At 56.4% G+C, this 19,855-nt stretch carries 22 protein-coding genes; 13 read left to right on the forward strand and 9 right to left on the reverse strand.

What is annotated here, in order from left to right; genetic code table 11:
* The first annotated feature begins 56 nt into the window (after positions 1-56).
* The 8 genes from rbfA (at position 57) to mtr (ending at position 8,674) form a co-directional block, all read left to right on the forward strand.
* Positions 57-461, forward strand: coding sequence for a 30S ribosome-binding factor RbfA (gene rbfA / locus G6Q29_RS17335; protein ID WP_003861793.1), 405 nt, complete (start codon positions 57-59; stop codon positions 459-461).
* Complete coding sequence (truB, locus tag G6Q29_RS17340; protein ID WP_165466679.1) at positions 461-1,411, forward strand: tRNA pseudouridine(55) synthase TruB; 951 nt, start codon at positions 461-463, stop codon at positions 1,409-1,411. The genes rbfA and truB overlap by 1 nt, the downstream gene beginning before the upstream one ends.
* 154 nt (positions 1,412-1,565) lie before the next feature.
* Entirely contained in the window at positions 1,566-1,835 is a 270-nt protein-coding gene (gene rpsO, locus G6Q29_RS17345) for a 30S ribosomal protein S15 (RefSeq protein ID WP_003861789.1), read from the forward strand.
* 242 nt (positions 1,836-2,077) lie between these two features.
* Positions 2,078-4,216 (forward strand): polyribonucleotide nucleotidyltransferase, encoded by a 2,139-nt coding sequence (gene pnp, locus G6Q29_RS17350; RefSeq protein ID WP_003861786.1) that lies wholly within the window; start codon positions 2,078-2,080, stop codon positions 4,214-4,216.
* A 110-nt stretch (positions 4,217-4,326) separates the two neighbouring features.
* Complete coding sequence (nlpI, locus tag G6Q29_RS17355) at positions 4,327-5,211, forward strand: lipoprotein NlpI (RefSeq protein ID WP_003861782.1); 885 nt, start codon at positions 4,327-4,329, stop codon at positions 5,209-5,211.
* Positions 5,212-5,318: 107 nt separating this feature from the next.
* Positions 5,319-5,399: a protein YrbN gene (gene yrbN, locus G6Q29_RS17360; protein WP_097397692.1), complete on the forward strand. Its 81-nt coding sequence runs from the start codon at positions 5,319-5,321 to the stop codon at positions 5,397-5,399.
* The gene (locus G6Q29_RS17365; RefSeq protein WP_165466680.1) at positions 5,392-7,287 is read left to right on the forward strand and encodes a DEAD/DEAH family ATP-dependent RNA helicase; all 1,896 of its coding nucleotides are present in this window, start codon (positions 5,392-5,394) and stop codon (positions 7,285-7,287) included. Before yrbN ends, G6Q29_RS17365 begins: the two co-directional genes overlap by 8 nt.
* A 142-nt stretch (positions 7,288-7,429) precedes the next feature.
* On the forward strand, positions 7,430-8,674 hold the full coding sequence (mtr, locus tag G6Q29_RS17370; protein WP_165466681.1) for a tryptophan permease: 1,245 nt from the start codon (positions 7,430-7,432) through the stop codon (positions 8,672-8,674).
* Between the two features lie 62 nt (positions 8,675-8,736).
* Here mtr and G6Q29_RS17375 read toward each other — a convergent pair whose 3' ends face one another.
* The 3 genes from G6Q29_RS17375 to ubiU all read right to left on the reverse strand — a co-directional run bounded on the left by G6Q29_RS17375 (position 8,737) and on the right by ubiU (position 11,704).
* Complete coding sequence (locus G6Q29_RS17375) at positions 8,737-9,744, reverse strand: luciferase-like monooxygenase (RefSeq protein WP_165466682.1); 1,008 nt, start codon at positions 9,742-9,744, stop codon at positions 8,737-8,739.
* A 78-nt stretch (positions 9,745-9,822) separates the two neighbouring features.
* On the reverse strand, positions 9,823-10,701 hold the full coding sequence (locus G6Q29_RS17380; protein WP_165466683.1) for a U32 family peptidase: 879 nt from the start codon (positions 10,699-10,701) through the stop codon (positions 9,823-9,825).
* A gap of 7 nt (positions 10,702-10,708) precedes the next feature.
* Positions 10,709-11,704, reverse strand: a complete 996-nt coding sequence (gene ubiU, locus G6Q29_RS17385) for a ubiquinone anaerobic biosynthesis protein UbiU (RefSeq protein WP_022649510.1) — start codon at positions 11,702-11,704, stop codon at positions 10,709-10,711.
* A 221-nt stretch (positions 11,705-11,925) separates the two neighbouring features.
* Here ubiU and ubiT point away from each other — a divergent pair, with 221 nt between their 5' ends.
* A complete protein-coding gene (gene ubiT, locus G6Q29_RS17390; RefSeq protein ID WP_165466684.1) occupies positions 11,926-12,450 on the forward strand; it encodes a ubiquinone anaerobic biosynthesis accessory factor UbiT in 525 nt (174 codons plus the stop codon).
* Complete coding sequence (locus tag G6Q29_RS17395; protein WP_165466685.1) at positions 12,444-12,947, forward strand: GNAT family N-acetyltransferase; 504 nt, start codon at positions 12,444-12,446, stop codon at positions 12,945-12,947. Before ubiT ends, G6Q29_RS17395 begins: the two co-directional genes overlap by 7 nt.
* Here G6Q29_RS17395 and G6Q29_RS17400 read toward each other — a convergent pair.
* On the reverse strand, positions 12,934-13,263 hold the full coding sequence (locus G6Q29_RS17400; RefSeq protein WP_165466699.1) for a GIY-YIG nuclease family protein: 330 nt from the start codon (positions 13,261-13,263) through the stop codon (positions 12,934-12,936). The genes G6Q29_RS17395 and G6Q29_RS17400 overlap by 14 nt on opposite strands.
* A gap of 14 nt (positions 13,264-13,277) precedes the next feature.
* Here G6Q29_RS17400 and G6Q29_RS17405 point away from each other — a divergent pair, with 14 nt between their 5' ends.
* Positions 13,278-13,712: a YhbP family protein gene (locus G6Q29_RS17405; RefSeq protein ID WP_148386388.1), complete on the forward strand. Its 435-nt coding sequence runs from the start codon at positions 13,278-13,280 to the stop codon at positions 13,710-13,712.
* On the opposite strand, the gene G6Q29_RS17410 is transcribed toward G6Q29_RS17405, so the two are convergent.
* The gene (locus G6Q29_RS17410) at positions 13,692-14,210 is read right to left on the reverse strand and encodes a type 1 glutamine amidotransferase domain-containing protein (protein WP_015571965.1); all 519 of its coding nucleotides are present in this window, start codon (positions 14,208-14,210) and stop codon (positions 13,692-13,694) included. The two genes, G6Q29_RS17405 and G6Q29_RS17410, sit on opposite strands and share 21 nt — an antisense overlap.
* Positions 14,211-14,338: 128 nt before the next feature.
* Here G6Q29_RS17410 and G6Q29_RS17415 point away from each other — a divergent pair, with 128 nt between their 5' ends.
* Both G6Q29_RS17415 and G6Q29_RS17420 read left to right on the forward strand, forming a co-directional pair.
* Positions 14,339-14,983, forward strand: coding sequence for an NAD(P)H-binding protein (locus G6Q29_RS17415; protein WP_023304489.1), 645 nt, complete (start codon positions 14,339-14,341; stop codon positions 14,981-14,983).
* A 40-nt stretch (positions 14,984-15,023) separates the two neighbouring features.
* Complete coding sequence (locus tag G6Q29_RS17420) at positions 15,024-16,061, forward strand: permease (RefSeq protein WP_165466686.1); 1,038 nt, start codon at positions 15,024-15,026, stop codon at positions 16,059-16,061.
* Between the two features lie 49 nt (positions 16,062-16,110).
* Here the strand turns inward: G6Q29_RS17420 and dolP are convergent, their stop codons facing one another.
* From dolP to G6Q29_RS17440, 4 genes are read right to left on the reverse strand one after another with little or no spacing between them, the layout of a single operon-like run.
* Positions 16,111-16,686, reverse strand: a complete 576-nt coding sequence (dolP, locus tag G6Q29_RS17425) for a division/outer membrane stress-associated lipid-binding lipoprotein (RefSeq protein ID WP_165466687.1) — start codon at positions 16,684-16,686, stop codon at positions 16,111-16,113.
* Between the two features lie 9 nt (positions 16,687-16,695).
* Entirely contained in the window at positions 16,696-17,286 is a 591-nt protein-coding gene (diaA, locus tag G6Q29_RS17430; protein ID WP_003861754.1) for a DnaA initiator-associating protein DiaA, read from the reverse strand.
* A 21-nt stretch (positions 17,287-17,307) separates the two neighbouring features.
* Positions 17,308-17,703, reverse strand: a complete 396-nt coding sequence (locus tag G6Q29_RS17435; RefSeq protein WP_017382447.1) for a YraN family protein — start codon at positions 17,701-17,703, stop codon at positions 17,308-17,310.
* Positions 17,661-19,802 (reverse strand): penicillin-binding protein activator, encoded by a 2,142-nt coding sequence (locus G6Q29_RS17440; RefSeq protein ID WP_165466688.1) that lies wholly within the window; start codon positions 19,800-19,802, stop codon positions 17,661-17,663. Before G6Q29_RS17440 ends, G6Q29_RS17435 begins: the two co-directional genes overlap by 43 nt.
* Positions 19,803-19,855: the final 53 nt, after the last annotated feature.

Below are 19,855 nucleotides of genomic sequence, written 5' to 3' on the forward strand. Positions count from 1 at the left end.
CCCGGCAGTAATTTTAAAAAGGGGCTTAAGCCCCTTTTTTGTCTGGAGAATTTATTATGGCGAAAGAATTTGGTCGCCCACAGCGCGTCGCGCAGGAGATGCAGAAAGAGATCGCGCTCATTCTGCAACGTGAAATCAAAGATCCACGTGTCGGTATGATGACCACCGTGTCTGGCGTGGAAATGTCCCGCGACCTGGCGTACGCCAAGGTATTCGTGACTTTCCTGAATGACCAGGATGAAGACGCAGTGAAGAACGGCATTAAAGCGTTGCAGGAAGCCTCTGGTTTCATCCGCTCTCTGCTTGGCAAAGCGATGCGCCTGCGTATCGTGCCGGAACTCACCTTCTTCTACGACAACTCGCTGGTTGAAGGTATGCGTATGTCCAACCTGGTGACCAGCGTGGTGAAACATGACGATGAGCGTCGTGTTAATCCGGCGGACGACAGCAAGGAGGACTGATGAGTCGTCCTCGTCGTCGCGGTCGTGACGTGCATGGCGTGCTGTTGCTGGATAAACCGCAGGGCGCATCCAGCAACGACGTGCTGCAAAAAGTGAAACGTATTTATAACGCCAACCGTGCAGGTCACACCGGCGCGCTGGATCCGCTGGCAACCGGCATGCTGCCGATCTGCCTGGGGGAAGCGACAAAGTTTTCCCAGTACCTGCTGGATTCCGATAAGCGCTACCGCGTGATTGCTAAACTGGGTCAGCGGACGGATACCTCCGATGCAGATGGCCAGGTGGTGGAAGAGCGCCCGGTGACCTTTAGCGCAGAGCAACTTGAGGCAGCGCTGGACAGTTTTCGTGGTGATACGCTTCAGGTGCCGTCGATGTATTCGGCGCTGAAATATCAGGGTAAGAAGCTCTACGAATATGCACGTCAGGGCATTGAGGTTCCGCGCGAAGCGCGTCCGATTACCGTGTATGAGCTGCTGTTCATTCGCCACGAAGGTGATGAACTCGAGCTGGAAGTACACTGTTCGAAAGGAACCTACATTCGTACCATCATTGATGACCTCGGTGAAAAGCTCGGCTGCGGCGCGCATGTAATTTATCTGCGTCGTCTGGCGGTCAGCAAATATCCGGTTGAACGCATGGTGACGCTTGAGCATCTGCATGCCCTGGTTGAACAGGCGCAAGCGCAGGGAATTGCACCGGCCGATCTGCTGGATCCGCTGCTGATGCCAATGGACAGTCCGGCAGCGGATTTCCCGGTTGTTAACCTTCCCCTGACATCGTCCGTTTACTTTAAGAACGGAAATCCGGTTCGCACAACGGGAGCGCCGCTTGAGGGCCTGGTACGCGTGACGGAAGGCGAAGAAGAGAAATTCATCGGTATGGGCGAAATGGACGGCGAAGGGCGCGTGGCACCGCGTCGTCTGGTCGTCGAATATCCAATCGAAGCGTGACGGTGATAACGCCTTACCTTGCGATAAGCAGGGGAGACGAGTAGAATATCGCCGCATAACGCCTGGTAAATTGTTTAACAATTTGCGAGGCGTACATGGGATAGCTGAATTAGAGATCGGCATCCTTACATTCTTTATACTTTGGAGTTTGAAAATGTCTCTAAGCGTTGAAGCTAAAGCTAAAATCGTTTCTGAGTTTGGTCGTGGTACTAACGACAGCGGTTCTACCGAAGTTCAGGTTGCACTGCTGACTGCACAGATTAACCACCTGCAAGGTCACTTTGCAGAGCACAAAAAAGATCACCACAGCCGTCGTGGTCTGCTGCGTATGGTTTCTCAGCGTCGTAAACTGCTCGACTACCTGAAGCGTAAAGATGTTGCACGCTATACCGCGCTGATCGAGCGTCTGGGTCTGCGTCGCTAAGTCTTGCGAGTTTCAGAAAAGGGGGCCTGATGGCCCCTTTTTTCAACCAGACGGCAGCAATTCAATGGAAACTATTGTATTGTTGCTATAAATGATCTTCATTGCAGAGGTTCGCGCGGCTAATGAGAGGCTTCACCCATGGGGGTGTCGGTTGTCATTAGTCGCGAGGATGCGAAGAAGGTCGGGTTAAATCGACAGCACGCCAGTGGTGTGCTGTCATACATTTAAGAAAGGACAGAATTTTGCTGAATCCGATCGTTCGTAAATTCCAGTATGGTCAACATACCGTCACGCTGGAAACCGGCATGATGGCGCGTCAGGCTACTGCTGCCGTTATGGTAAGCATGGATGACACCGCGGTGTTCGTTACCGTAGTTGGCCAGAAAAAAGCTAAACCAGGTCAGGACTTCTTCCCACTGACCGTTAACTACCAGGAGCGTACCTACGCTGCCGGTAAAATCCCGGGTGGCTTCTTCCGTCGTGAAGGCCGTCCAAGCGAAGGCGAAACCCTGATCGCGCGTCTGATTGACCGCCCGGTTCGTCCGCTGTTCCCGGAAGGCTTCGTTAATGAAGTGCAGGTTATCGCAACCGTCGTTTCCGTTAACCCACAGGTTAACCCTGACATCGTTGCGATGATCGGTGCCTCTGCTGCCCTATCACTGTCTGGTATTCCATTCAATGGCCCAATCGGTGCTGCGCGCGTGGGTTACATCAATGACCAGTACGTGCTGAACCCAACGCAGGAAGAGCTTAAAGAGAGTAAGCTGGATCTGGTTGTTGCCGGTACTGAAGCGGCAGTTCTGATGGTTGAATCCGAAGCAGAACTGCTGAGCGAAGACCAGATGCTGGGTGCTGTGGTATTTGGCCACGACCAGCAGCAGGTTGTTATCCAAAACATCAACGACCTGGTGAAAGAAGCCGGTAAACCACGTTGGGACTGGCAGCCAGAAGCGGCCAACGACGCGCTGAACGCACGCGTTGCGGCACTGGCAGAATCTCGTCTGAGCGACGCATACCGCATCACCGACAAACAGGAGCGCTATGCTCAGGTTGATGTGATCAAATCTGAAGTGACCGCGACCCTGGTTGCCGAAGACGAAACGCTGGACGCTAACGAGATTGGCGAAATCCTGCACGCTATCGAGAAAAACGTTGTTCGTAGCCGCGTACTGGCAGGCGAGCCGCGTATCGATGGCCGTGAAAAAGATATGATCCGTGGTCTGGACGTGCGCACTGGCGTACTGCCGCGTACTCACGGTTCTGCGCTGTTCACCCGTGGTGAAACGCAGGCGCTGGTAACCGCGACCCTGGGTACTGCACGTGATGCACAGATCATCGACGAACTGATGGGCGAGCGCACTGACAGCTTCCTGTTCCACTATAACTTCCCTCCGTACTCTGTGGGCGAAACCGGTATGGTTGGCTCACCGAAGCGTCGTGAAATTGGTCACGGTCGTCTGGCGAAGCGCGGCGTGCTGGCAGTGATGCCTGAAGCAGACAAATTCCCGTACACTGTACGTGTTGTGTCTGAAATTACCGAATCCAACGGTTCTTCTTCCATGGCTTCCGTGTGTGGTGCCTCTCTGGCGCTGATGGATGCAGGCGTGCCAATCAAAGCCGCCGTTGCGGGTATCGCAATGGGTCTGGTGAAAGAAGGCGACAACTACGTTGTTCTGTCTGACATTCTGGGTGACGAAGACCACCTGGGCGATATGGACTTCAAAGTGGCGGGTTCCCGCGACGGTATCTCTGCCTTGCAGATGGATATCAAAATTGAAGGCATCACCAAAGAGATCATGCAGGTTGCTCTGAACCAGGCTAAAGGTGCGCGTCTGCACATCCTGGGCGTGATGGAACAGGCTATCAACGCACCACGCGGTGATATCTCTGAATTCGCTCCGCGTATTCACACCATCAAGATCAATCCAGACAAGATCAAAGATGTTATCGGTAAGGGCGGTTCGGTTATCCGTGCGCTGACCGAAGAAACGGGCACCACCATCGAAATCGAAGATGACGGTACTGTGAAGATCGCAGCGACCGACGGCGAGAAAGCGAAATACGCTATCCGTCGTATCGAAGAGATCACGGCAGAAATCGAAGTGGGCCGTATCTACAATGGTAAAGTGACCCGTATCGTTGACTTTGGCGCGTTTGTTGCCATCGGTGGCGGTAAAGAAGGTCTGGTACACATCTCTCAGATCGCTGACAAGCGCGTTGAGAAAGTGACCGATTACCTGCAAATGGGTCAAGAAGTACCGGTGAAAGTTCTGGAAGTTGACCGCCAGGGCCGCATCCGTCTGAGCATTAAAGAAGCAACCGAGCAGTCACAGCCTGCTGCGGCGCCGGAAGCCCCGGCTGCTGAACAGCAAGGCGAGTAAGGTTGCCATTTGCCCTCCGCGTTGGCGGAGGGCTTCTCATCAGGCAGGACGCCTTGTTAAGCCGCCGGGGGACAGGACGTTCATCCAATAGTTGTCTTCGGGAGTGGGAAATGAAGCCTTTTTTGCGCTGGTGTTTCGTTGCGACAGCTTTAACGCTGGCAGGATGCAGCAACTCTGCCTGGCGTAAGAGCGAAGTCCTCGCAGTGCCATTGCAACCGACTTTGCAGCAAGAAGTCATTCTGGCACGCATGGAACAAATACTTGCCAGTCGGGCTTTAACCGATGACGAACGCGCACAGCTTTTATATGAGCGCGGAGTGTTGTATGATAGTCTCGGTCTGAGGGCATTAGCGCGAAATGATTTTTCACAAGCGCTGGCGATTCGACCTGATATGCCTGAAGTATTCAATTACTTAGGCATTTATTTAACGCAGGCAGGCAATTTTGATGCTGCCTATGAAGCGTTTGATTCTGTACTTGAGCTTGATCCAACTTACAACTACGCGCACTTGAATCGCGGTATCGCATTGTATTACGGCGGTCGTGATAAGTTAGCGCAAGATGATCTGCTGGCGTTTTATCAAGACGATCCTAATGATCCTTTCCGCAGCCTGTGGCTTTACATCGTTGAGCAGAAGCTTGATGAGAAGCAGGCCAAAGAAGCACTGAAACAGCGCTTCGAGAAATCGGACAAGGAACAGTGGGGATGGAACATTGTCGAGTTCTACCTGGGCAACATTAGCGAAGCAACGCTGATGGAACGCCTCAAGGCGGACGCAACGGATAACACCTCGCTCGCTGAGCATCTCAGTGAAACCAACTTCTATTTAGGTAAGTACTACCTAAGTCTGGGGGATATGGACAGCGCTACGGCACTGTTCAAATTAGCGGTTGCTAACAACGTACATAACTTCGTTGAGCACCGTTATGCATTGTTGGAATTATCGCTCTTGGGCCAGGAGCAAGACGACCTGGCAGAATCGGACCAGCAATAGCTGACGACATAAACATCAGCCCGTAATCTTTTGATTGCCATCACCTTCACTGGTGAGGGCGTTGTTGTTCGTCAATACACCTAATTTGAGCCGGTTCACACTTTTCAATGAAAATTGCTAATCATTTTCACGATGAGCTAAGTAGACTGGCCGCCATTAATATCGAGGCACTTGTACTACATGGCTGAATTCGAAACCACTTTTGCAGATCTGGGCCTGAAGGCTCCTATCCTTGAAGCCCTTAACGATCTGGGTTACGAAAAACCATCTCCGATCCAGGCTGAGTGTATCCCACACCTGCTTTCTGGTCGTGACGTGCTGGGCATGGCCCAGACTGGTAGCGGTAAAACCGCAGCATTCTCGCTGCCGCTGCTGAACAACATTGATCCGGACCTGCGCGCGCCGCAGATCCTCGTCCTGGCTCCAACCCGTGAACTGGCTGTTCAGGTTGCTGAAGCCATGACGGAATTCTCTAAACATATGCGCGGCGTAAACGTGGTAGCCCTGTACGGCGGCCAGCGTTATGACGTGCAGTTACGCGCCCTGCGCCAGGGCCCACAGATTGTTGTCGGTACGCCGGGCCGTCTGCTGGATCACCTGAAGCGCGGTACCCTGGACCTCTCTAAATTGAGCGGCCTGGTACTGGACGAAGCCGATGAAATGCTGCGTATGGGCTTCATCGAAGACGTAGAAACCATCATGGCGCAGATCCCAGAGGGTCATCAGACCGCTCTGTTCTCTGCAACCATGCCAGAAGCGATCCGTCGCATCACCCGCCGCTTCATGAAAGAGCCGCAGGAAGTGCGCATTCAGTCCAGCGTAACCACTCGCCCGGACATCAGCCAGAGCTACTGGTCTGTTTACGGCATGCGCAAAAACGAAGCGCTGGTGCGTTTCCTGGAAGCGGAAGATTTTGATGCGGCGATTATCTTCGTGCGCACCAAGAACGCGACTCTGGAAGTGGCTGAAGCCCTGGAGCGTAGCGGCTACAACAGCGCAGCGCTGAACGGCGACATGAACCAGGCCCTGCGTGAGCAGACACTGGAGCGTCTGAAAGACGGTCGTCTGGATATCCTGATTGCAACCGACGTGGCAGCACGTGGCCTGGACGTTGAGCGTATCAGCCTGGTTGTCAACTACGATATCCCAATGGACTCCGAGTCTTACGTTCACCGTATCGGTCGTACCGGTCGTGCGGGTCGTGCAGGCCGTGCGCTGCTGTTCGTCGAGAACCGCGAGCGTCGTCTGCTGCGTAACATCGAACGCACCATGAAGCTGACCATTCCAGAAGCCGATCTGCCAAACGCAGAACTGCTGGGCAAACGCCGTCTGGAAAAATTCGCCGCGAAAGTACAGCAGCAGCTGGAAAGCAGCGATCTGGATCAGTACCGTGCGCTGCTGTCCCAGATCCAGCCTGTCGCCGAAGGCGAAGAGCTGGACATGGAAACTCTGGCCGCAGCACTGCTGAAAATGGCGCAGGGTGAACGTAGCTTGATCGTGCCGCCAGATGCACCGATGCGTCCTAAGCGTGAGTTCCGTGACCGTGACGATCGTTTCGAACGTCGTGGCGACCGTAACGACCGTGGTCCACGCGGTGACCGTCCAGAGCGTGGTGGTGAAGACCGTCCACGTCGCGAGCGTCGTGACGCTGGCGAAATGGAACTGTATCGCATTGAAGTGGGCCGTGATGATGGTGTTGAAGTTCGTCACATCGTTGGCGCGATCGCTAACGAAGGCGACATCAGCAGCCGTTACATTGGTAACATCAAGCTGTTCGGTTCCCACTCCACCATCGAGCTGCCAAAAGGCATGCCGGGCGAAGTACTGCAACACTTTACGCGCACCCGCATCCTGAACAAGCCGATGAACATGCAGCTGCTGGGCGATGCACAGCCACGTCCTGACCGTGGCGGCGAACGTCGTGGCGGTGGTCGTGGTTTCGGTGGCGAGCGCCGTGAAGGCGGTCGCAGCGAAGGTCGCGGTGGTGAAGGCCGTCGTTTCTCCGGCGAGCGCCGTGAAAACCGTGGTCCACGCCGTGAAGAAGGTGCCAGCCGTCGTCGTTTCGGTGACGCGTAAGCCTTTCGCTTCTGACGTAAAGTAAAATATACAGCCCCGATAGTCGCTATCGGGGCTTTTTTTATTTCTTTTGTACTCTTGTACTGGTACAGTGCAACACACTAAAGTACAGAACCACATTTTTCACTGGAGACAAGGCCGCATGGCAACACTAACCACCACCCAAACGTCACCTTCGCTGCTAGGCGGCGTGGTGATCATCGGCGGAACCATCATTGGTGCCGGGATGTTTTCCCTGCCTGTGGTCATGTCCGGTGCGTGGTTCTTCTGGTCGCTGGCGGCGCTGGTCTTTACCTGGTTCTGCATGCTCCATTCCGGGCTGATGATCCTTGAGGCAAACCTCAACTACCGCATCGGCTCCAGCTTCGACACCATCACCAAAGATCTGTTGGGCAAAGGCTGGAACCTGGTGAATGGGTTGTCCATCGCGTTTGTGCTCTATATCCTGACCTACGCGTACATTTCAGCGAGCGGGTCGATTCTGCATCACACCTTCTCTGAGATGTCGCTGAACGTTCCGGCGCGTCTGGCGGGTCTCTGCTTCGCGCTGGGGGTGGCGATTATCGTCTGGATGAGCACCAAAGCGGTAAGCCGCATGACGGCGATTGTGCTGGGCGCAAAGGTCATCACCTTCTTTCTGACCTTCGGTAGCCTGCTGGGGCACGTCACGCCGGCCACGCTGTTTAACGTTGCGGAAGTGAACACCTCCTACATGCCGTACCTGCTGATGACGCTGCCATTCTGTCTGGCGTCGTTCGGCTACCACGGCAACGTACCGAGCCTGATGAAGTACTACGGCAAAGATCCGCGTACCATCGTGAAGTGCCTGGTTTACGGCACGCTGCTGGCGCTGGGACTGTATGCGATCTGGCTGCTGGGGACGATGGGTAACATCCCGCGTCCGGAATTTATCGGCATTGCGCAGAAGGGCGGCAACATTGATGTGCTGGTACAGGCGCTAAGCGGCGTGCTGAACAGCCGCAGCCTGGATCTGCTGCTGGTGGTCTTCTCGAACTTTGCCGTGGCGAGCTCATTCCTCGGCGTGACGCTGGGCCTGTTTGACTACCTGGCGGATCTGTTTGGTTTTGATGATTCGGGGATGGGGCGCTTCAAAACGGCGCTGTTGACCTTCCTGCCACCGATTGTGGGCGGCCTGCTGTGGCCAAACGGCTTCCTGTACGCCATCGGTTATGCAGGACTGGCGGCCACCATCTGGGCGGCGATTGTGCCGGCGCTGCTGGCACGCAAATCACGTAAGCGCTTCGGCAGCCCGAAATTCCGCGTATGGGGCGGAAAACCGATGATTGCGCTGATCCTGGTATTTGGTATCGGCAACGCGGTGGTGCACGTGCTGTCGAGTTTTAATCTGTTGCCTGTGTATCAGTAAAACGTGCGGTCTGAACCCCTCACCCCGGCCCTCTCCCACAGGGAGAGGGAGAAAAGCAAAAACTACCCCACCAGCTCCTCTTTCACCTGCATCGCCAAATCAAACGAATGCAGACGCGCCTGGTGATCGAAAATCTGGCCGTTAACCATAATCTCATCCGCCTGCGTCTCGCGCAGCACCGCGTCCAGCCCGTGACGCACTTTCGCCTTATCACCCACCAGCGACATGCTCAGCGCCTGCTGCACGCCATACTGCTCGGAGGCCGACCACAGCTGATGCATATTCTCTACCGGCGGCGGAAGCTGGCCCGTCTCGCCGCGACGCAGCTTCACAAACGCCTGCTGCATAGAGGTGAACAGGAATTCCGCATCGCGGTTGCTGTCGGCGGCAATGATATTGATACACACCATCGCGTACGGCTTCTCCAGACGCTCGGACGGTTTGAAGTGCGTGCGGTAAAGATGCAGCGCCTGATGCAGCATATCCGGCGCAAAGTGGGAGGCAAACGCAAACGGCAGTCCCAGCTGAGCGGCGAGCTGGGCGCTGTACAGGCTTGAGCCTAACAGCCATACCGGGATCTTTTCCCCGTAGCCTGGCACAGGGCGCACGTGCGGGTTAGGATCGCGCGCGTCAAACCAGTCCACCAGTTCCGCCACATCGCGCGGGAAGTTGTCGATATCGCCGCTCATATGGCGACGCAGGGCGCGCATGGTCGGCTGGTCGCTGCCCGGCGCGCGGCCAAGACCTAAATCAATACGCCCAGGATAGAGGGTATTCAGCGTCCCGAACTGCTCGGCAATCACCAGCGGGGCGTGATTTGGCAGCATTACGCCACCGGAGCCGAGGTGCAGAGTGGTGGTATTTGCCGCCAGATAGCCAATCAGCACCGAGGTGGCGGCGCTGGCGATGCCCACCATGTTATGGTGCTCCGCTAGCCAGTAGCGGTGATAGCCACGCTTTTCGGCAAGCTGAGCAAGATCGAGAGAGTACGTGAAGGCTTCTCTTGCCGAGGAGCCTTGTGGGATCGGCGCCAGATCCAGCACCGAAAACGGAAGGGTTTTGTCAGTCATAACAGCTCACTTTGTCGACGGTCAATCTTTAATACTGCATTAAAAAATGATAACCGTTGTTAACAAAGTGAGCTTTTTTTACGCCTGCAATTCCAGCCCGGCAAGGCGTCGCCAGTAACCGTTGCAGTCGCTGTTTGCCGTCAGCGGCAGCGGCGAGGCGCCGTTTTCGTTGGCGCGGAAGGCGTCAAGCATTGTGAAAACATCGGTACCAAGCGGCGAAAGACGCACCATATCCACCAGTCCGTGCATTGACGCCAGTTCGTTGCCGAGGTTATAGACGTAACCGCTCATGGTCTGAATGCCGTTGAGGACAAACACCTGCTGGTTCTCCTGCGACAGCATGCTGCGCCCGTTCGGGTATTTAATGCAGCAGGTTTCGCACTCGTCTTTCGGACGATCTTCGGAACGCGCGGTAAAGCAGCGTGCGGAGTAGGCCAGCGGCAGATGGCCGTAGCTCAACACTTCCACTTCAAATTGATTGCGAATCCCCAGTTCGTCGCACTGATTCAGCAGGTTGGCCAGCCAGTCGCGGGAGAGTTCCACCGGCATGCACCAGCGGGTCATCCCTTGTTTAAGCAACAGGCGCAGGGTCACCGCGTTATAGCAGTTCAGCGCATGTCCGGCGACAAACGGCAGCTTGCGCTCGGCGCACAGGTTCACCACGCCGAGATCGCTCGCCTCCAGCAGAAACTCACCGTTTTCGACATAGCGCTTCAGCTCGCCCAGTTCAGAGGACGCCTGCACCAGCGCCAGCGTCGAAAGCACCACCTGCTTGCCGCTACCGGCTAGGCTTTTCGCCATATCCAGCCAGTCGCCCACTTTGGTGGCGCGGCGCTTGCTGCACACCGCTTCGCCGAGGTAAATCACATCGGCGCTGCTGTTGGCCGCCTGCTGGTAAAACTCTTCCAGCGTCTCTTTTGGCCAGTAGTAAAGCACCGGCCCCAATGAATATTTCATGATTTTCTCACTGCCATTTACGGTGATACGCGCCGAGCGTGGTTTGGGTGCCTTCGGACATCGCGCCGAGCGTCTCCATCCAGGCCGCCTGCGGAGCATAGTTTTGCGGGTCCGCCATGCAGCGGTCGATGGCCTGGCGCCACACCTTCGCCACCTGGCTCACGTAGGCCGGGCTGCGCTGGCGGCCTTCGATTTTCACCGAGGCAATATTGGCGGCCAGCAGTTCCGGCAGCAGTTCCAGCGTGTTGAGGCTGGTGGGTTCCTCCAGCGCGTGGTAACGCTCGCCGTCCACCAGATAGCGGCCTTTACACAGCGTAGGGTAGCCCGCGTTTTCACCGTCCTGATAGCGGTCAATTAACACGTTATTCAGGCGTGACTCCAGCCCCTGCGGCGTTTGCTGCCAGCGAACAAAGCGGGCAGGTGAGCAGGCACCGACGGTATTTGGCGATTCACCGGTGAGATAGGAAGAAAGATAGCAACGGCCTTCGGCCATGATGCACAGGCTACCGAAGGCAAAAACCTCGAGCGGCACTGGCGTGACGCGCGCCAGTTGCTTAACCTGATGAATAGAGAGCACGCGCGGCAGCACCACGCGGGCTACGTCAAAGTGTCGATGATAAAAACGCACGGCCTCTTCATTGGTGGCCGATGCCTGAACAGAGACGTGGCGCTCAATATGCGGATAACGTTCTGCCGCATACTCAAGCATGGCGAGGTCGGCCAGGATCAGCGCATCGGCGCCCAGCTGGGCTGCCATATCCACGGCGCGCTGCCAGCGGGCATAGCCATCAGGATGGGCAAAGGTATTGATGGCAATGTGCAGTTTGCGCCGGTGCTGGTGAACGAAGTTAACGGCTTCCTGAAGCTTTTTCTCCGTAAAGTTAAGACCCGCAAAATGGCGGGCGTTGGTATCATCCTTCAGCCCGATATAGACCGCATCGGCCCCATTTTCGATGGCCGCCTTAAGCGCCGGAAGGTTTCCGGCAGGGCAGAGCAGCTCCATAATTTATCCCGATGTTGTCGATCGCAGGGATCGTAAAAAATGTTAACGAGCTGGGATTTTAATTAACCCATACGCGACAATTTTTGATTTAAGGCAGCTAATGGCGTATTGATGGCACCAATAATGAGGTATACCGGACAACGGTTTGTTGATTTACGCCGCTATCTTCTTGTCGGGATATGGCAAAATAGCAGGACTATAGCTATCAGGGAGTAAAGCTCGTGCTGGATAAACTGCGTTCACGTCTCGTACAATTTGGTCCATCAATGCTGAGCGTGCCGGTAAAACTGGCGCCGTTTGCGCTTAAACGCCAGGTGCTGGAGCAGGTGCTGAGCTGGCAGTTCCGTCAGGCGTTACAGGATGGTGAACTGGAGTTTCTGGAAGGCCGCTGGCTAAGGATTGAAGTGCGCGATATTGGGTTGCGCTGGTTTACTTCCGTCGAGAACGAGCGGCTTATCGTCAGCGAGTCCGCCAGCGCGGATGTGAGCTTTAGCGCGGACGCCAGCGATCTGCTGATGATCGCAGCGCGCAAGCAGGATCCGGACACACTTTTCTTCCAGCGCCGCCTGGTGATTGAAGGCGACACGGAGCTCGGTCTGTACGTCAAAAATTTAATGGATGCCATTGAGCTGGAGCAGATGCCGAAAGCGCTGCGTATGATGTTGATGCAAATGGCAGATTTCGTTGAGGCCGGGCTAAAAACCCCGCCGGACAGTAAACACACTTCAGTAGGTGAACCATGCTGATTCGAGTCGAAATTGGGATTGATGCACCGGGTATCGATGCGTTGCTGCGCCGCTCTTTTGCAGGCGACGCCGAAGCCCAACTGGTTCACGATCTTCGCGAAGATGGCCTGATTACGCTGGGCCTGGTTGCCACCGACGATGAAGGGCAGGTGGTCGGCTACGTGGCGTTCAGCCCGGTGATTGTGCAGGGCGAGGAGTTACAGTGGGTCGGGATGGCGCCGCTGGCGGTGGACGAAAACTACCGTGGTCAGGGCCTGGCACGTCAGCTGGTCTATGAAGGGCTGGATTCGCTGAATGAATTTGGCTATGCCGCTGTCGTGGTTCTGGGCGATCCGGCGTTCTACGAACGTTTAGGTTTTGAGCCGGCGGCCAGACACGATCTTCGCTGCCACTGGCCGGGTACGGAATCGTCTTTCCTGGTGCATCCTCTGGCGGACGATGCGCTTGACGGCGTTACCGGTCTGGTCGAGTACCACGATCATTTCAATCGCTTTTAAGCAGGCTTTCGCGTAGCGCGTCGAAAGAGCCGTCCCCGCTGACGAGACGCTCTTTCTGGCGCTTCGTCAGCTGCTTGATGCGGTATTCCAGCCGGAGCGCCAGGGATCTGTCGCCCACGGCAGCTGAAAACGCTAGCTGAAGTTCACCTTTTCCCCGCAGTGCTTTCGCCCCTTTCCCCGTTTGATGTTGTAAAAAACGCCGGGCCACATCGGTAGTGATCCCGGTGTAGAGTGCGTTATCAGCGGTTCGGACAAGATAGAGAAACCAGCACACGGTAAACAGATTCAGTATGTTATGGTGAACGCACCATAGCATGAGAGAGAGCGAAAATGGAAACACTGGCCGCCATTAACCGCTGGCTGGCAAAGCAGCATGTCGTGACATGGTGCGTCTGTAAAGACGAGGAGATGTGGTGCGCAAATGCCTTTTATTACTACGATCCTGAACGCGTGGCCTTTTACGTGATGAGCGAAGACAAAACGCGGCATGCGCAGATGTCGGGCCCACAGGCAAAAGTGGCGGGCACGGTAAACGGCCAGCCTAAAACCGTTGCGCTGATCCGCGGGGTTCAGTTCAAAGGCGAAATTCGTCGCCTGGAAGGTGAGGAAAGCGACGCTCAGCGTAAACGCTATACGCGCCGCTTTCCGGTGGCCGCGGCGCTAAAAGCCCCGGTGTGGGAAATCCGCCTTGATGAGCTGAAATTTACCGACAACACCCTGGGCTTCGGCAAGAAGCTGCACTGGTTACGCGCCGAGCAGGCGTAGCGCTTCGCGGTTAAATGCCGGCAGATCGTCCGGCGTACGGCTGGTGATCAGCTGATCGTTATCGTTCACCACTTCCTGATCGTAGAACTCGGCCCCCGCATTTTTCAGATCGATAACGATCGGCTTCACCGCGGTGAGCTTACGCCCGCGTACTACCTCGGCGCTGATCAGCAGCTGCGGACCGTGGCAAATGGCAAACACCGGTTTACCGGTGCCGACGAAGTCACGGGTAAAGGTAACGAAACGCTCGTCTCCGCGCAGGGAATCCGGTGAATGGCCGCCCGGTAACAGCAGGGCGTCGAAATCCGACGGGCTGACGTTATCAATGGATTCGTCAATGGTCACGCTGGCTTCGCCCTTATGGCCCTTCACGGTTTTACCCGCTTCTTTCTCAATGGTGACCACTTCGTGGCCCGCCTTGCGGAATGCCTCTGCTGGCGACGTAAATTCTGAATCTTCAAACTCGTCGGTAATCAAGACTGCGATTTTTTTACCCATGCTTCCTCCGTTGTTTTCGCTTCAGACTGTTTTTTTTCCGTTTGTGGTAAATACTTACCGGTAACAGACTTTTAAGTGTGGTAGAGCAGGCCCAGAACGCAAACGGACAATTCTGTAAAGGGGATAAGATGAGTCAGGTACTGATTACCGGCGCAACCGGGCTGGTGGGTGGACATCTGCTGCGGCTGCTGATCCAGGATCGCCATATCAACTATATCGCCGCCCCGACGCGACGCCCGCTGTTGGATATTACCGGCGTCTATAACCCGCACGATCCACAGCTCACCGACGCGCTGGCGCAGGTGCAGGATCCCATTGATATCGCCTTTTGCTGCCTTGGCACCACCCGACGGGAAGCGGGCAGTAAAGAAGCCTTTGTCCATGCGGATTACACGCTGGTGGTGGATACCGCCCTGACGGCGAAAAAGCTGGGCGCAAAACATTTCCTGGTGGTCAGCGCGCACGGCGCGAATGCAGGCTCGCCGTTTTTTTACAACCAGGTGAAGGGCAAAATGGAAGAGGCGTTAATCGCGCAGAAATGGGAGCGCCTGACCATCGCGCGGCCTTCCATGCTGATGGGGCACCGTGACGAACGTCGTTTTAACGAGTCTTTTTTCGCTCCGCTGTTTCGCATCCTGCCGGGTAACTGGAAGTCCATCGAGGCGCGGGATGTCGCGCTGGCGATGCTAAAAGAGGCGCTGGCTCCATCGCAGGAGGGGGTTAATATTATCCCTTCGGCAAAACTGCGTGAAATCGCGCAGGGCGAGGCGTAAACTTCCCCGGCTTATTAAATAACACCTTCCGGGGAATGGTATGACTGGTCAGTCTTCATCTCAGGCGGCAACACCTGTTCAGTGGTGGAAGCCCGCACTCTTCTTTCTCGTGGTCATCATTGGCCTCTGGTATGTGAAATGGCAGCCGTACTACGGTAAAGCCTTCACCGCCGCCGACACCCACAGCATCGGTAAATCAATCCTCGCCCAGGCCGATTCCAGCCCGCTACGTGCGGCGTGGGATTACGCCATGGTCTATTTTCTTGCCGTCTGGAAAGCCGCGGTATTGGGCGTATTGCTGGGCTCGCTGATTCAGGTACTCATCCCGCGTAGCTGGCTGGTGAAAACCCTGGGTCAACCGCGCTTACAGGGGACGCTGCTGGGGACAATATTCTCCCTGCCGGGCATGATGTGCTCCTGCTGCGCCGCACCGGTGGCGGCGGGTATGCGCCGCCAGCGCGTGTCGATGGGCGGCGCGCTTGCCTTCTGGATGGGTAACCCTTTGCTGAATCCGGCAACGCTGGTGTTTATGGGCTTCGTTCTCGGCTGGCATTTCGCGTTTATCCGTCTGGCGGCTGGCCTGCTGACGGTGGTGCTTGTCGCTACGCTGGTGCAGCACCTGGTGAAAGACAACGAGGCCGGGCCTGCTTCCGTTGAGCTGGACGTCAGCGAGCCGCAGGGCAGTTTCTTTGCTCGCTGGGGCAAAGCGCTGTGGCAGCTTTTCTGGAGCACAATTCCGGTCTATATCCTGGCCGTACTGGTGCTGGGGGCGGCGCGCGTCTGGCTTTTCCCCCATGCGAATGGCGCTATCGACAACACGCTGATGTGGGTGATTGCGATGGCGGTGGCCGGGTGCCTGTTTGTGATCCCCACTGCGGCGGAGATCCCGATTATTCAGACCATGATGCTGGCCGGTATGGGGACCGCACCGGCGCTGGCGCTGCTCATCACGCTGCCGGCGGTGAGCCTGCCGTCGCTTATCATGCTGCGTAAGTCATTCCCGGCGAAAGCGCTGTGGCTGACGACGGGGCTGGTGGCGTTGAGTGGGGTGATAGTGGGAAGTATGGCGCTGGTATAAAAAAAGCCCGGCGGCGCGAGCGCTTACCGGGCTTATCGTTAGGTTCAGATTACTTGATATAGGTAAAGGCGGTGGTGACGTGTTTCACGCCGCTGACCCGGCTGGCGATATCCGCTGCCGCTTTGCCTTCACGTTCCGTCACCAGACCCAGCAGGAACACTTCGCCGTTCTCCGTGGTCACTTTCACGTTTGAGGATTTCACCTGATCGGTACCCAGCAGCTGGGAGCGGACTTTGGTGGTGATCCAGGTATCGGATGACGCGGTGCCGAGACCAATCGGCTGGCCCTGACGGATTTCGTTAAACACTTCCGCCGTGCCTTCTACGCCCATCGCGATCTGTTTGGCGCGCGAGGCGAGTTCAGGGTTTGGCGCCTGGCCTGCCAGCAGCACTTTGCCCTGATAAGCCGTCACGTTGATGCGTGCTTCCTTCTTAATCTGTTCGTCTTTCGACAGGGCACTGTTAACGCGCAGTTCAAGCGTACCGTCATCTACCTGCGTCCCAACGGTACGCGGATCGGTCGCTGCTTTGGTGCCGACCGCTGCGGTACCGACTACAGCGGCAGCGATGCATCCCTGAAGCAGTAATGCAGACAACACGACTGCAAGGGCCGATAAAACCTTCATGAGAACTCCTTAATCATCCTGGTGAGGGAAAAGCGTGTTATCGATCAGATCGCATAAGCAGTTCACCGTGAGCATATGCATCTCCTGAATGCGGGCGCTACGGTGCGAAGGAATGCGGATCTCCACATCCTGCGGCCCCAGCAGGCCAGCCAGCTCACCGCCGTCGTAACCGGTCAGGGCGACAATCGTCATATCCCGGGTCACTGCCGCTTCAACTGCTTTAACGATATCCCGGCTGTTACCGCGCGTGGAGATCGCCAGCAGCACGTCTCCGGCATGGCCTAAGGCGCGCACCTGCTTGGCGTAAATTTCGTCGTGCAGACGATCGTTGGCAATCGCAGTTAAGACCACGTTATCGGTGTTTAGTGCAATGGCAGGTAAACTCGGGCGCTCAGTTTCGAAGCGATTGATCATGCTGGCAGCAAAATGCTGTGCGTTGGCGGCGGACGTGCCATTGCCACAACAGAGGATTTTGTTGCCGTTGAGCAGCGACTGAACCAGCGTCATCGCTGCACGAGAGATCGCGTCCGGAAGGGCTTCCGCCGCGGCAATCTGCGTTTGAATGCTTTCTGTGAAGCACACTTTAATTCGTTCGAGCACGGTATCCCTTTAAAATCTTATTTATGCGTCTTCGCCAAACGCGTTTTTAAGCCAGTCGATCGCATTTCCGGTGAAGGCTACCACATCGAAACGGCAATCCACAGTATCAAAACTCCCATTATGGCGGGCAAGCCACAAGTGGGCAGTCTGTAATAATTTTTGTTGTTTGGCGAGCGTCACGCTGGCGGCAGCACCGCCAAAACGGGACGACTGTCGGAAGCGAACTTCAACAAACACGATGGTTTGACCGTCTTTCATGATCAGGTCAATCTCGCCGCCGCGCCCGCGAACGTTGGCGGCGACAAAGCGCAGTCCTTTGCCTTCAAGCCAGCGGCGCGCCTTTAACTCCCACGCGTCGCCGGTCTGTTTACGGCTTAACTGGCCGGGACAATCTGCCCCTGCTGGTATTTGAGCCATGATAACTTCCTGTTAATCACACAATCCCGATCGGCGGTCAGATCGCCGGTATTCCCGTTAAGCTCAAAGCCCGGAACCTGACGCATCTGGGTGAAGTGGTTTGCCAGCGCCCAGGCATCAACGCCCATCGCGTAAAGACGCGCCAGGGAATAATCATTGCGCACCGCGCCCAGCGCCTGCTGCATCAACTGTGGATTACTGCCTGCCAGCATGGGGATCTCGCTGTATTGCAGTCCTTCCATTTCCAGACGGAAATCCGGGCCAGCGGTACCCTGAGCGCTGCGTGAGCTGGCGTAGAGCGTTGCGCCGCTCTGGCTGCCGTTACGCATGGCGATCATCGGTTTGATAAAGGCGATCTCTTCCGGCGTAGCGACGATGTATGCCGAATCCACTTTACCGCCGCCGCTGATTTGCGCGTCGGTAGGCGGCGCCGGGATCGTCAGACCGCCGATGGTGACGCTCTGCTGCTGAGGCAGGCTGGCAGATACCGGGCTACCGTTGAGGGCAATACCTGCCCCGCCGTTTACGCCCGCTCTCAGTTCGGCTGCTGAGCCAAATTTCTGCTGCAACACCACGCCACCACCAAGGGTCTGCCACTCTTGCGCAAACGCGTTGGCAACGCGGTCGCCCAGCGTGCTGCGCGGGATCAGCAGCAGCGGCGCCTGCTTGCCCTGCTCGTGAATATGGCGGGCCGCATCGCGGGCTTCATCCTCCGGAGAGAGGGCGAAGTAACAGATATTGGCGCGGTTTTGAACCTGCTCAGGCTGGTTAAGCGCCAGCACGTTCAGCGGGGTGTTGCTCTTCATCAACGCTTCCACGTTGTTTTTCAACAGCGGGCCGACAACGATGCTGGCCTCGTCCTGCTGAACCTGCGCCAGCACCTGGTCAAGCGGCTGGGCGCTGGTGTCGTAGATTTTTAGCTCCGTGCCTGGGTTAGCGCTGGTGGTGGCCACAGTTTGCTGCTGGGTTGCTGGCTGCTGCTGTTCCGGCTGCGCGGTTTGCGGCTGAGGCTGTTCTGCCGTCGCGGGCGCCGGTGTTTCAGCCGGGGCCTGTGTTGCCGCAGGCGCTGGGGTAGCGGGCTGCGTCGTGGGGGCGGTAACCGGATTCTGCATGGTGCCCTGCGCAGGGGTTTGCGCAGTGGTCAGGTCGCTGGTTTCGGCGGCGGACGGGCTGACAACGTCATTCACATTCGCCGCCTGTGCAGCCTGCGCCGGAACCGCGCTGCCGCTGACGGCGGTAGTGCCGTTTTTCGCGGCTTCAAAACCTTGCTGAATGGCGCGACTAAACACCGCTGCCTGACCGTTTAACGGCAGCAGCAGGGCGATTTTGCTGGTGGAGGCGGGCTTAAAGTTTTGCACGTTGACCAGCTGCGTGGGCAGCATTTTCGCTCCCGGATTTTGCGGGTAACGCTTTTGCCAGTCGATAATACCGGCTTTCAGCATGTTTGGATCGCTGCGGTTGTTGAACCACATCTGTTGCAGATCCAGCCAGCCTTGCAGGACATTTTCATCGGCGTTGATCACCAGCGCTTTAGCCTGATCCTGTGTCATGGAGGCGAGCGCCTGCCAGGTTGCGTCAATATTTTTCTGCTTGTCCGCCCCCGCGAGTAAAGACTCCTGGGCAATCAGCGCGCGGAGTAGCGTCAGGGACGGGCGACCCTGCTCAGCGGTGATACCGGCCTGCCAGAAACGGGCCTGCTGGTTTTTATCCAGCGTGTTCAGATCGATGGTCCCAAGGATCTTCTTCGCGCCGTCGTAATCTTTCTGCGCGACCTTCAGTTCTGCCGACAGCAGCACCTGCTCATGGCGCTGATCGTCATTAAGATCTTGCGGCAGCTGGCTGAACAGATCGGCGGCCTGCTGGGTTTTCCCTTCTTTCAGCAGTGCACGAATGGCGAGTAATTGCCAGTTGATCCTGGTATCATTTGAACTCTGCGACATTTGTTGCAGATAAAAGCCAGAATCAGCCTGAGCGGATCCCTGCATATGAGCAGTGCTCTGGTCGGGTGCCTGGGTGCCGCAGCCTGCAAAGATCAGGGCTGCCAGCAGGAGGGGCACGCTGTGCGCGGCTTTTTTTCGAAGAAACGTTAACGGTACCATACTGTATCCAGTGATTTTTTTACGCAATGCTCAATATTAAATCGGCAATACGG

It is taken from the genome of Enterobacter cloacae (genome assembly GCF_011078175.1).
Lineage (GTDB): Bacteria > Pseudomonadota > Gammaproteobacteria > Enterobacterales > Enterobacteriaceae > Enterobacter > Enterobacter cloacae_Q.